Genomic DNA, 12,561 nt, shown 5'->3' on the forward strand with positions numbered 1-12,561 from the left:
ACGCCCCGTCGTGGGTTCGTCGCGGTACGCGGTCGCCGCGATGCCAGGACGTGGTCTCCGCCGCGTCGCGTGGCGGCCTGTCGTACTCCTCCGGCAGGATGCAGGGGGCGTGCCGCCCGCGACGACCAGCCGAGGAGAAGCTGCCCGATGAGTGACGAGGGGTTCGACGGCCCGGGCGAGGGGGTCGGTCGGGTGCTCGGCACCGCCGACGCCACTCCCCTTCAGTTCTGGACGGCGGTCTCCCCCGGCAGCTACCTCCAGCTCGACGACGTGGTGGTGACCCGCCGTGAGCTGCCCGACCGGGAGCCGGTGACCATCGCCGGCGTGGTCACCCAGGTCCGCGCCCGGCACGAGGGCGCCCAGTTCGACTCCGACGTGTTCGCCATCGCCGACGGCACGCTCCCCGCCCAGGTGCAGGAGGCCGCCGAGATCACCACCACCCGGGTCGATCCGGAGTTCTACGTGCCGCCGCAGCCCGGTGCCGTGGTGCACCGGGCCGAGGGCGACGCCCGGGCCCGGGCGCTGCACTTCGACCGGATGGAACGGCGGGTCCCGATGGGCATCGGCCGCGACGGGGTGCCGGTCTACCTCAACGCCGACTTCCTCGACGGCACCCGGGGCGCGCACGTCTCCATCTCCGGCATCTCCGGGGTGGCCACCAAGACCAGCTTCGCCACCTTTCTGCTCTACTCGGTCTTCCGGTCCGGGCAGTTGGGCGGCGACGCGGTGAACGCCAAGGCGCTGATCTTCAACGTCAAGGGGGAGGATCTCCTCTTCCTCGACCACCCGAACGCCCGGCTGGACGACGCCACCCGGGCCGCGTACGCCCGGCTCGGTCTGGTCGCGGACGCCTTTCCCGACGTGCGGGTCTACGCCCCGCCCCGGGTCGGCGACTCCTCCGGCACTCCCGACGTGCACAACCGGCTGACCGGCGTGGACAGCTTTTACTGGACGCTCACCGAGTTCTGCGAGAAGCGCCTCCTGCCGTACGTCTTCGCCGACGCCGACGACGAACGCCAGCAGTACACGATGGTGGTGCACTCGGTCGCCGCCCACCTGGCCCGTTACGCCCAGCCCGCCGACGGCGGGGTCAGCATCGACGGCACCCGGCTGGGCAGCTACGAAGACCTGGTCGACCACATCGTCGAGCAGCTCAGCGACGACGAGACCCGGGGCGACTGGGCCGGAAGCGCAGTCGGCCTGGGCACGGTCAACGCCTTCGCCCGCCGGTTGATCGGCAGCAAGAAGGACCTGTCCCGGCTGATCCGGGGTGACCTGGCCAGCCGCCGCCCGCACTCGATCAACACCGCCGAGTCGGCCCAGGTCACCGTGGTCGACCTGCACAACCTGCCGGATCGCGCGCAGCGTTTCGTGGTGGGCGTGACGCTGAAGACCGAGTTCGACAACAAGGAGAAGCAGGGCGCCAAGCCGCTGCTCTTCGTGGTGCTCGACGAGCTGAACAAGTACGCCCCCCGGGAAGGCTCCTCCCCCATCAAGGAGGTGCTGCTCGACATCGCCGAGCGGGGGCGTTCGCTCGGGGTCATCCTGATCGGCGCGCAGCAGACCGCCAGCGAGGTGGAGCGGCGCATCGTCACCAACTCGGCGATCCGGGTGGTGGGCCGGCTCGACCCGGCCGAGGCGTCCCGGCCCGAGTACGGTTTCCTGCCGCCGGCGCAGCGGCAGCGGGCGCTGCTGGCCAAGCCGGGCACCATGTTCGTCAACCAGCCCGACATTCCCGTCCCGCTCTGCCTGGATTTCCCCTTCCCGGCCTGGGCCACCCGCGTCTCCGAGGCGGGTGCGGCGCCGCCGCAGACCCTGCGCTCGCTCACCCAGTCCGCCGACCCGTTCGCGGTGGTGGCCTCCGGCGGCGGCACCGACGACGACATCCCGTTCTAGGCAGGAGGCGACTGCGAGCGTGAGCGCGAGGAGTGCAGCGAAGCGGAGCCCGGGCTGGCGTGGCCGCGAGTGGCCGGGCGGATCGTGCCCCGCAGTCGCGAACGAAAGGCTGGTCCGGTGAAGATCCTGCACACCTCGGACTGGCACGTCGGCAAGGTCCTCAAGGGGCAGTCGCGGGCCGAGGAGCACAAGCAGGTACTGGCCGGCGTCATCGAGATCGCCCGGCGGGAGCGCCCCGACCTGGTCGTCATCGCCGGTGACCTCTACGACACCGCCGCGCCGACCGCCGAGGCGACCCGGCTGGTCACCCGGGCGCTCACCGCGCTGCGGCGTACCGGCGCGGACGTGGTGGCCATCGGCGGCAACCACGACAACGGCCCGGCGTTGGACGCGCTGCGCCCGTGGGCCGAGGCCGCCGGCATCACGCTGCGCGGCGGGGTACGCGAGGATCCGGCGGAACACGTGATCGACGGCAGCACGGCCGGCGGGGAGCGGTGGCGGCTGGCCGCGCTTCCGTTCCTGTCCCAGCGGTATGCGATCCGCGCGGTGGAGATGTACGAGCTGACCGCCGCCGAGACCAACCAGACCTACGCCGACCACCTCGGCCGGATCCTGACCCGGCTGACCGAGGGCTTCGACGAGCCGGACCGGGTGCACCTGGTCACCGCGCACCTGACCGTGGTCGGTGCGGCCACCGGCGGCGGCGAGCGGGACGCGCACACCGTCATGGGTTACGCGGTGCCCGCCTCGGTCTTCCCCGGCACCGCGCACTACGTGGCGTTGGGGCACCTGCACCGCGCCCAGCGGGTGCAGGGTCCGTGCCCGATCCGTTACAGCGGCGCCCCGCTGGCCGTGGACTTCGGCGAGCAGGAGAACCTCCCGTCGGTGACAGTCGTCGAGGTCAGTGCGACCACGGCGGCGCGGGTCCGGGAGGAACCGGTCCTCGCCGCGACCGCACTGCGTACGGTCCGGGGCACGCTGGCCCAGCTCGCCGAGATCACCCCGCCGGAGGGCTGGCTGCGGGTGTACGTGCGCGAGCAGCCCCGGGCCGGGCTGCGCGAGGAGGTGCAGGAGTTGCTGCCGAGCGCGCTGGAGATCCGGATCGATCCGGAGCTGGTGCCGGCGCCCGGCAGCGGCACCCGGGTGGCCCAGCGCGCCGGCCGTTCGCCCCGGCAACTCTTCGCCGACTACCTGGACAGCCGGGGGCACGCCGACGAGGGTGTCCGGGACCTCTTCGACGAGCTGCTGGAGGAGGTCGAGCACTGATGCGGCCGATGCGACTGGACCTGGCCGGCTTCACCGTTTTCCGCGACGAGACCACGATCGACTTCACCGACGCGGACTTCTTCGCCTTGGTCGGCCCGACCGGCTCCGGTAAGTCGACGGTGCTCGACGCGATCTGCTTCGCCCTCTACGGCACGGTGCCCCGCTGGGGCGGCACCCGAGGGCTGGGCAACGCCCTGGCCCCGTCGGCGACCGAGGCGCGGGTCCGGCTGGTCTTCGAGTCGGCCGGTGCCCGCTACGTCGCCACCCGGGTGGTCCGGCGGGACGGTCGGGGCAACGTGAAGACCGCAGGCGCCGGGCTTCAGCTGATGCCTGACGGTTTCGACGTCACCAAGCTGGACACCGGGCTCAGCCCGGAGGACCTCGGCGAGGTGGTCGCCGGCACCCCGGCCGAGATGGACGCCGCGGTGCTGGCCGCGGTCGGCCTGCCGTACGAGCAGTTCACCAGCTGCGTGGTGCTGCCGCAGGGGCAGTTCGCCGACTTCCTGCACGCCCGGCCGGCCACCCGGCAGCAGATCCTGGTCAACCTGCTCGGTCTCGGCGTCTACGAGGAGGTGCAGAAGCGGGCCACCACCCGGGCCGGGCAGGCCGAGGCGAAGCTGGAGGCGGTCGACCAGTTGCTCGCCGGCCTCGCCGACACCGACGACGCCACGCTGGAGCGGGCCACCGGCCACCTCGACCGGATGCGGGAGCTGGCGGAGGCGGTGACCGCCGCCGTACCGGAGCTGGAAACGGCCCGGGCGTCGGCGCGGGAGGTGACGGCGACGCTTGCCGCGCTCGACGCCGAGCTGGCCGAACTGGCGGCGGTGCGGGCCCCGGACGGGGTGACCGAGCTGGCCCGGACGGTGGCCGACGCGCGGGCCGGGGCCGACGCGGCGACGAGCGCGGTCCTGCTCGCCGAGGAGCGCGAGGAGAAGCTGCGCGGCGAGTTGGCCGCCACCGACGACGAGAGCACGCTGCGGTTGCTGCTGCGGGCGTACGCCGACCGCGACCAGTTGGCCGGCCAGGCGGAGCAGGTGCAGGTTGTGGTGGCGACGGCCACCGCCGAGCACGAGGCGGCGGCCGGCGCGCTGGCGCAGGCTCGGGTGGCGGCCGAGCGCGCCGAGCAGGAGCTGGCGGCGGCCTTCCAGGCGCACGAGGAGGCGAAGACCGCCGACCAGGCGGCGGCGCTGCGGGCACAGCTGGCCGACGGGGATTCCTGCCCGGTCTGCGAGCAGCCGATCGCCCGGGTGCCGGCGATGCCGGCCGGTTCGGCGGTGGCCCGCGCGGTGGCCGCCGGCAAGGCCGCCCGGACCGCGAGTGAGGCGGCGAAGCGGCTGCTGGCCGAGCGCGACGGTGCCGCCCGGGAGTTGGACCGGGTGCTGCTGCGCGCCCGCGCCGAGCACGACGGGCTCCAGGCCCGGCTCGCAGAGTTGGACGACCGGCTGACCGGTGCGGCAAGCGTCGAAACGCTGCGGGCACGGCTGGCCGAGCAGGCCCGGCTGCGGCAGGCGCTGGACGAGGCGGCCGGGGCGGTACGCGCCGGCCGCGACGCCGCGCGGCGGGCCCGGGGCACGCTTGATGCCGCGCAGGAGCGGCTGCGCGCGGCGTGGCGACGCTTCGACGACACCCGGGACGGGCTGGCCCGGTTCGGGCCGCCGTCCGCCGACCGGGACGATCTCGCCGCCGCCTGGACGGCGCTTGCCGACTGGGCGGGCGCGGAGGCGGAACGTCGCCGGTCGGAGCGGGCCGGGCTGGCGGCGGGGGTCACCGAGGCCGAGGCGGCGGCGACGGCGGTGGCGGGCCGGATCGCCACGCTCTTCACCGAGGCCGGTCTGCCGGCCCCCGAGGACCCGGTGCGCGCCGCGGCGGTGGCACACGAGCGGGCCGAGGCCGACCGGCGGCGGTTGGTCGAGCGTCGCGAGCAGGCCGGCGAGTTGCGCGAGCAGCGGGCCGAGCACGAGCGCCAGGCCCAGGTGGCGCGGGCGTTGGCCGGGCACCTGCGGGCCAACAACTTCGAACGCTGGCTGCTGGCCGAGGCGCTGGACCTGCTTGTCGACGGGGCGTCGGCGATCCTGCGGGAACTCTCCGGCGGCCAGTACGACCTGGTCCACGACAAGGGTGAGTTCTTCGTCGTCGACCACCACGACGCCGGCCTGCGCCGAGGGGTACGGACCCTCTCCGGCGGCGAGACGTTCCAGGCGTCGCTGGCCCTGGCGCTGGCGCTCTCCGAGCAGTTGGCCGGGATGTCCACCACCGCAGCCAGCCTGGAGTCGATCGTCCTGGACGAGGGCTTCGGCACCCTCGACGCGGCCACCCTGGACACGGTCGCCGCCACCCTGGAGAACCTGGCCGCCCGGGGCGACCGGATGGTCGGCGTGGTCACCCACGTGCCGGCACTGGCCGAGCGCATCCCGGTGCGGTTCGAGGTACGCAAGGACGCCCGCTCGGCCCGGGTCGAACGGACCGGCCGGTGAGGATGCGGTGAGTCAGTTCTTCGTCGACACCTGGGACCCGGCCTACGGGGCGTCGTTCGAGGCGTCTGCCGGTGGCCCGGCCGCGCCGAGCAGCGCCCAGGTGGAGGCGGACCACGAGCTGCCCACCGTGGACTGGCGGGCGATCGGTCCCCGCCCCGGCGTCCGGGCCCCCGACGTGGTGCTGCTGGTCGACGGGGTGCGCCGGATCGACGCAAGCGTCTGGACGGCCGAGGAGGACGGCACCTCCTTCCCCGGCCTGGCCGCCTCGTACGCCGCCGGGGTGGTCCGCTGCGACCTGGAGCGCGGCGCCGCCCAGCTGGCCGGCGCCAAGGTCGGCCGGGGGCTCTTCACCGCCAGCCCGTCGGCGACCGACGTGGTCGCCGGCAACGTCCGCTATCCGGTGCACCGGGTCAGCGGCACCGGGGAACTGGCCAAGCTGCCGGCCGCGGTGCAGGGGCCGCTGACCGCGCTGGAGGTGGAGGTCTCCGACGCCGCCCGCAGCGACGACGACCTGTTGGTGGTGGACGGTCCGCTGCGCAACCGGCGGCAGTTGCCGCGCACCCTCGGCTACATCAAGACCCAGCACAGCCAGTACCTCGACGCCCGGCTCACCACGGTGGTCACCGGCCTCGCACCGGGTCACCGCTCGCCGGTGTTCCGCCTCGGCACCGCCTGGGGCGGCTGGTCGTGGTATCTGCGGCTGCCGGTTGCTGCGGGCGCGCCCTGGGCCGGCATCGTCCGGATGGAGTGCTCGGCCGATCTGGACATCGCCGAGGCGATCGGGCTGGCGGACCTGTCGCTTGTCACCCTGCCCCGCTTCGCCTCCACCCCGTACAAGGACCCGCGGGCCCCGCAGAACCTGATCCCGATCGCCGGGCTGGAACGCCTGCTGCGCTCCCGGCTCGGCGACGCCCGGCTGCTGCAACGTGCGTTGACCGCCGCCGCCCGCACGGCCGCCGCGCAGAGCCGCCGCTGATGGGCCGCCGGCGTGACAGCGAACGGATCGCCGAGCGGGTCGACACCGGCCTGGCCGAGCTGACCCCGGACGCGGACCGGCCCGGCTCGTGGACGCTGTCGCTGGATGGTGCGCCACAGTCGCACGTGGACCTGACCGACCCGACCCATCTGGAGTTCGAGTACGTCCGCCGGCTCGCCGCGGCGCTCGACCTGATCGCGCCCGCCGGCGTACCGCTGCGGGTGCTGCACCTGGGCGGCGGCGCGCTGACCCTGCCCCGGTACGTCGCGGTCACCCGTCCCGGCTCGACCCAGCGGGTGGTCGAGGTGGACGGTGCGCTTGTCGAGCTGGTCCGGCGGGCGCTGCCCTGGCCGGCGGAGTTCCGACTGAAGGTCCGGGTGGGTGACGCCCGCGCGGTGCTCGCCGCCACCCGGGAGGCAAGCTACGACGTGGTGGTCGCGGACGTGTTCGCCGGTGCCCGGACACCGGCCCGGCTGACCTCGGTGGAGTACGCCGCCGAGGTGGCCCGGGTGCTGCGCCCGGCCGGCTGGTACCTGGCCAACCTCGCCGACGGCCCGCCGCTGCGCTACGCCCGCGGTCAGGTCGCCACCGTCCGCGCCGCGCTGCCCCGGGCCTGCCTGGTCGCCGACGCCGGGGTGCTGCGCGGGCGCCGCTACGGCAACCTGGTGCTGGTGGCCGGCCGCCAGCAGCCGCCCGTGCCGGAGCTGGCCCGGCGGGCCGCCGGTGACTGGTTCCCGGGCCGGGTGCTGGCCGACGCCGAGCTGGACCGCTTCGTCGGAGGCGCCACGGTGGTGCGTGACGAGGCCGCCACCGACTCGACACCGCCGCCACCGGGAATTTTCTCCGTCCGGCGTTGATCCGTTTCGCTGATCCATGCGTACCACTCGGCAGCCATGCCCGTGGGGGGACGGCTTCTGTCCAGCGACATCCGGAGGTCTGCATGCATGCACTGGCGGCCGGTTGGCACGGCGACCGGGTGCGGGTGGACTGGATGTCCGCCCGGTCCCAGTCGCGGCCGACCACGTCCACCCATGGGGTCGACTCCCGCGCCGCGTCTCGCCAGAATAGCCCGGTGACGCCGCGACCCGCCCCTGGCCGCCACCAGGCTACGACCACCGAGGCCGCCCACTCCGACCAGTTGATCCGCACGCTCTACGCCGAACACGCCGGGCCGCTGCTGATGTTCGTGATGCGGTTGACCGGCGGCGACCGGCAGCGGGCCGAGGACATCGTCCAGGAGACGCTGCTGCGGGCCTGGCGCAACGCTCACCGCCTCGGCACCCAGGGGCAGGGGTCGCTGCGACCGTGGCTGGTGACGGTGGCCCGGCGCATCGCCATCGACGAGCACCGCAGCGAGCAGGCCCGCCCGGCCGAGACGTACGACCGGGATCTGACCGCGTTCGCCGAGTCGGACAGCACCGACCGGGTACTGCGCTCGATGACGGTGGCGGACGCGTTGCGGACGTTGAGCCAGTCGCACCGGGAGATCCTGGTCGCGACGTACTTTCGAGGTAGGACGGTGCCGGAGGCGGCCGAGGAACTCGGGTTGCCGCTGGGCACCGCGAAGTCACGGGTTTACTACGCGCTGCGCGCGCTGCGCACAGCTCTGCAGGAAAGGGGGGTGACGGAATGAGCCGGGTAGACCACATGGACGTCGCCGCGTACGCGCTCGGCGTGCTGGACGAACAGGACATGGAGCGGTTCGAGGAACACCTCGCCTCCTGCTGGGCGTGCGCCGCCGAGCTGGAGACGATGGTGCCGGTGGTCGGGCTGCTCTCCGACATCGACGCGGAGTCGATGACGGTGATGGAGCAGACCCAGTCCAATCCGGTCCTGCTCGACCGCACGTTGGTGGCGATGCGTACGCACCGGCGACGGCAACGGGTCCGGCAGATCCTCGCCACTGCGGCGGCGGTGGTCGTCTTCGGCGGGCTGACCGGCGTCGGCTTCGCCAGTCTGAGCGCGGAGAGCACCCCACGGCCCCTGGGCTCCGGCCAGAACACAAACGCGCCCGTGGCCCCGCCGAACCCCGGTTCGGGCAACCCGGGGCCGGGCTTCGGCGGCAACGAGCAGGAGGGCGAGCAGGTCGACGTCACCGACTCGACCACAGGCGTGGAGGGGACGTTCTTCCTCGACTCGCGGGACTTCGGCACCATGGTCGCCTTCACCCTGAGCCGGCTGCCCGGCCCACGGGAGTGCCGCCTGGTGGTGGTGCGGGAGGACTCCAGCACCGAGGTCATCTCCAGTTGGTCGGTGCCGCAGGGCGGGTACGGCACCAACAGCAACCCGACGCCGCTCACCCTGTACGCCGCCACCTCCACCAAACTGGACGACGTGAAGCAGTTCCAGGTGGAGCAGGTCGACGCCAAGGGATCGGCAAGCACCCTGCTGACGGTGCCCGCGGCCTGACCCGCGCAGCACGAAAGGCCCGCCTCCGTTGTGGAGGCGGGCCTTCCTCGTTCCTGTGATCGATGTTCCTGTGATCGATGACGGCCTACACGAAACAGGACGAGATTCGGTTCAATCGGTTCGTTGTGAAATTAGCCACCGATCGCCATTCAACCTTGACAGTCCCTCGCCACGTACTTCCCGGTGACTGTCAAGCATGAGGAGGGCACGTGGCAAAGATCAAGCGGACCGTTGTCGTCGCGAGCGCCATGGTCGCGCTCACGGCCTGCGCTCCCGCAGGCTACGAAGACGGAACGAACGCCGGCGCGGCCGAGCCGGTAGCCGTCGCCGCGGCCGAGCCCACCGTGACCGTGGACCCCGAGGCCAGCGCGACGCCGGGTGCCTCGGCATCCCCCGGCGCGGAGGCCGAGGTCGACGCCCCCCTGCCCGACGGCGTCGAACTGACCGTCAGCCTCACCGGCAAGAAGTTCGACCGGATGGGCAGCGCGGTCGTCAACCAGGACGGCTTCATCCTCTACCGCTTCGACCGCGACACCAACGACCCGCCGTCGTCGAACTGCGTCGACGAGTGCGCCGAGGTCTGGCCGCCGGCGCTTACCGACGGCAACCCGACGCTCAAGGGCGTCTCGGACGACGCCGTCGGCACCATCACCCGCGAGGACGGCACCCGCCAGATCACCCTCGACGGCTGGCCGCTCTACACCTACATCGGTGACAAGAAGGCCGGCCAGTGGAAGGGCCAGGGCGTCGGCGGCACCTGGTTCGTGGTCAACCCGGACGGCAGCAAGAACCTCGAGTGCCTGCCGAAGGGCACCCCGAAGGCGGTCGCCCCGCCGTCGAAGACCAAGTCGGACAGCTCGGACTCCGACTACTCGTACTGAGTCGACCGGCAGTTGGCCGGCCGTAGCCCGCAGGGGCCACGGCCGGCCATTGTCATGTCGGACCGGGGCAGCGGGATGATCGGGTACGCATGGCAGAGTGGGCCGGTGACCTCGACCGAGCCGGTCGCCAGCCGGAGCCTGCGCCCGCCGGAGCACTACCGGCTGGTCGCCTCGGTGCGACCGCTCACCTTCAGCCCGTACGATCCCTGCGCCCGGATCGTGGCCGGCACCCTCTGGTGGGCCACCCGCACCCCGGACGGCCCGGCCACCCTCGCCCTGCGCCCGGCCGGCGGCGAACTGCTCGCCGAGGGGTACGGCCCGGGTGGCGGCTGGGTGGTGGCGCGGGCGGATGCGATCGCCGGGCTCCGGGACGACCTGGGCGGCTTCGCCGAACTGGCAAACGGCCACCCGGTGGTGGCCGAGCTGGCGAACCGGCACCGGGGGCTGCGGATGCCCGCGACCGGGCTGGTATTCGGCCGGGTGCTGCGGGCGGTCCTGGAACAGAAGGTCACCGGCAAGGAGGCCTACCGGGCGTACGCGGCGACGGTCCGCCACTTCGGGCAGCCGGCTCCCGGGCCGATGCGACTGCTGCTGCCACCGGAGCCGGCGGCGGTGGCCGCCAGCCCGTACTGGGTCTTCCACCCGTTCGGCGTCGAGCAGCGCCGGGCCGACACGCTGCGCCGCGCCGCCGCAGTGGCCGACCGGCTGGAACGCTGCGCCGACTCCGCCGAGGCAGGCAGCCGGTTGACCGCGATCGCCGGCATCGGCCCGTGGACCGCCGCCGAGGTGGTCCGGGTGGCGTACGGCGATCCGGACGCGGTGAGCGTCGGCGACTACCACGTACCGAACACGGTCGCCTGGGCCCTGGCCGGCGAGCCGCGCGCCGACGACGCCCGGATGCTGGAGCTGTTGGAGCCGTTCCGGGGGCATCGGGGCCGGGTCTGCCGGCTGCTGGAGGCCGCCGGCATCCAGGCGCCGAAGTTCGGCCCGCGCGCCCCCATCCGCTCCTTCGCCCACTTCTGAGCCTTTCGGACGGCGCGCCATTTTCCGGCGGCGCCATTTTCCGGCGGCGCTGTTTCCGGCCGCGCTGTTTCAGCGGCGCTGTTTTCGGCGGCATTGCTTCTCGGCCGCGCGGTGCGGGCGGCGCTGGTTCAGGCGGCCTCGTGCAGGTCGGCCAGGCTGACCGGGGTACGCCGACGCAGCAGCTCCGCCAGCTCGGCCACCGAACCCACCTCGCCGAGCACGTTCTTGCCCCCGCCGAAGCGGCGGGGATAGCGGTGGACCAGCCGGTAGACGTACCGGCCCCGGATCAGCTCGACGCTGACCCGCCACCGCCCGCAACACCCGCACACCCACTCGGACACCCCGCGAAAGTAGCTCTGACCTGCGGTTTTTCGATCCGCCCGAGCGGTACGCGACGGCTCGTCGGAGGACACGCCACCCACCGGGCGGCAGTGATCTGGCTCACCGTTGTCGGTGCCGTCTGGTTGACTGTCGCCGTGGAGCTGCCGATCAATCCGCCCGTGGAGCCGATGCTGGCCCGCAGCGTCGCGTCGATCCCCACCGGCCCGGGAATGACCTACGAGCCCAAGTGGGACGGTTTCCGCTGCATCGTCTTCCGCGACGGTGACGAGGTGGAGCTGGCCAGCCGGGGCGGCAAGATGATGACCCGCTACTTCCCGGAGGTGGTCGAGCAGGCGCGCCGGCAGCTGCCCGAGCGCTGCGCGGTCGACGGTGAGCTGATCGTGATCCGCCGCGACGGGCCGGAGGGTCAGCCCCGGCTCGACTTCGAGCTGCTGGCCCAGCGCATCCACCCGGCCGCGTCCCGGGTGAAGCTGCTCGCCGAGACCACCCCGGCCGACTTCGTCGCCTTCGACCTGCTCGCCCTCGACGGCGAGAGCCTGCTCGACGCGCCCTACCCGGCCCGCCGCGCCCGGCTGGAGCAGACCCTCGCGGCGGTACGCCCACCGGTGCACGTCACCCAGATCACCACCGACGCCGGGACCGCGCGTCGCTGGTTCGACGTGTTCGAGGGCGCCGGGTTGGACGGGCTGATCGCCAAGCCCGCCGACCTGCCCTACGAGCCGGGCAAGCGGCTCATGTTCAAGGTCAAGCACGCCCGCACCGCCGACGCCGTGGTGGCCGGGTTCCGCTGGCACAAGTCCGGCCCGGTGGTCGGCTCGCTGCTGCTCGGGCTCTACGACGACGCCGGGGTGCTGCACCACGTCGGGGTGAGCGCCTCGTTCACCATGGCCCGGCGGGCCGAGCTGCTTGAGGAGTTGGCCCCCTACCGGGACGCCGGAGCGGAGCACCCGTGGGTGCACGGCGACCACGAGCGCGGCCAGCGCATCCCCGGTGGGGTCAGCCGGTGGACCGGCACCAAGAACCTGGAGTGGGAGCCGGTCCGCCCGGAGCTGGTGGTGGAGGTGGCGTACGACGCGATGGAGGGCGACCGGTTCCGGCACACCGCGCGGTTCGTCCGCTGGCGACCCGACCGCGACCCGCGCTCCTGCCGCTACGACCAGTTGGAGCGGCCGGTCCGGTTCGACGTGGACCAGGTCCTGCGGGGCGATCCGGCGGTCCCGGTCGGGTCCGCGCCCGACTCCGCGTAGCCTGGCGGTCGACCCGATCACGGAGGCTCACTCGTGACCCGTACTTC

General features: G+C 73.3%; 11 protein-coding genes. 10 read left to right on the forward strand and 1 reads right to left on the reverse strand.

What is annotated here, in order from left to right; all coding sequences use genetic code 11:
• Window positions 1-147 precede the first annotated feature (147 nt).
• From AC507J_RS22010 to AC507J_RS22050, 9 genes are all read left to right on the forward strand, one after another.
• A complete protein-coding gene (locus AC507J_RS22010) occupies window positions 148-1,896 on the forward strand; it encodes an ATP-binding protein (protein ID WP_496291064.1) in 1,749 nt (582 codons plus the stop codon).
• A gap of 117 nt (window positions 1,897-2,013) precedes the next feature.
• The gene (locus tag AC507J_RS22015; protein WP_496291065.1) at window positions 2,014-3,162 is read left to right on the forward strand and encodes an exonuclease SbcCD subunit D; all 1,149 of its coding nucleotides are present in this window, start codon (window positions 2,014-2,016) and stop codon (window positions 3,160-3,162) included.
• Window positions 3,162-5,636, forward strand: a complete 2,475-nt coding sequence (locus tag AC507J_RS22020; protein ID WP_496291066.1) for an AAA family ATPase — start codon at window positions 3,162-3,164, stop codon at window positions 5,634-5,636. Before AC507J_RS22015 ends, AC507J_RS22020 begins: the two co-directional genes overlap by 1 nt.
• Window positions 5,637-5,643: 7 nt before the next feature.
• Entirely contained in the window at window positions 5,644-6,612 is a 969-nt protein-coding gene (locus AC507J_RS22025; RefSeq protein WP_496291067.1) for a hypothetical protein, read from the forward strand.
• Window positions 6,612-7,469, forward strand: a complete 858-nt coding sequence (locus tag AC507J_RS22030; protein WP_496291068.1) for a spermidine synthase — start codon at window positions 6,612-6,614, stop codon at window positions 7,467-7,469. The genes AC507J_RS22025 and AC507J_RS22030 overlap by 1 nt, the downstream gene beginning before the upstream one ends.
• A gap of 83 nt (window positions 7,470-7,552) precedes the next feature.
• On the forward strand, window positions 7,553-8,245 hold the full coding sequence (locus AC507J_RS22035; RefSeq protein WP_341719754.1) for a sigma-70 family RNA polymerase sigma factor: 693 nt from the start codon (window positions 7,553-7,555) through the stop codon (window positions 8,243-8,245).
• The gene (locus AC507J_RS22040) at window positions 8,242-9,021 is read left to right on the forward strand and encodes an anti-sigma factor family protein (RefSeq protein WP_496291069.1); all 780 of its coding nucleotides are present in this window, start codon (window positions 8,242-8,244) and stop codon (window positions 9,019-9,021) included. Before AC507J_RS22035 ends, AC507J_RS22040 begins: the two co-directional genes overlap by 4 nt.
• 209 nt (window positions 9,022-9,230) lie before the next feature.
• Window positions 9,231-9,902: a COG4315 family predicted lipoprotein gene (locus AC507J_RS22045; RefSeq protein WP_496291070.1), complete on the forward strand. Its 672-nt coding sequence runs from the start codon at window positions 9,231-9,233 to the stop codon at window positions 9,900-9,902.
• A gap of 105 nt (window positions 9,903-10,007) precedes the next feature.
• Complete coding sequence (locus tag AC507J_RS22050) at window positions 10,008-10,925, forward strand: DNA-3-methyladenine glycosylase family protein (RefSeq protein ID WP_496291071.1); 918 nt, start codon at window positions 10,008-10,010, stop codon at window positions 10,923-10,925.
• Between the two features lie 128 nt (window positions 10,926-11,053).
• Here the strand turns inward: AC507J_RS22050 and AC507J_RS22055 are convergent, their stop codons facing one another.
• Window positions 11,054-11,266 (reverse strand): hypothetical protein, encoded by a 213-nt coding sequence (locus AC507J_RS22055; RefSeq protein ID WP_496291072.1) that lies wholly within the window; start codon window positions 11,264-11,266, stop codon window positions 11,054-11,056.
• A 135-nt stretch (window positions 11,267-11,401) separates the two neighbouring features.
• Here AC507J_RS22055 and AC507J_RS22060 point away from each other — a divergent pair, with 135 nt between their 5' ends.
• The gene (locus AC507J_RS22060) at window positions 11,402-12,514 is read left to right on the forward strand and encodes an ATP-dependent DNA ligase (RefSeq protein ID WP_496291108.1); all 1,113 of its coding nucleotides are present in this window, start codon (window positions 11,402-11,404) and stop codon (window positions 12,512-12,514) included.
• Window positions 12,515-12,561 lie beyond the last annotated feature (47 nt).

It is taken from the genome of Micromonospora sp. PRAS1 (genome assembly GCF_059553435.1).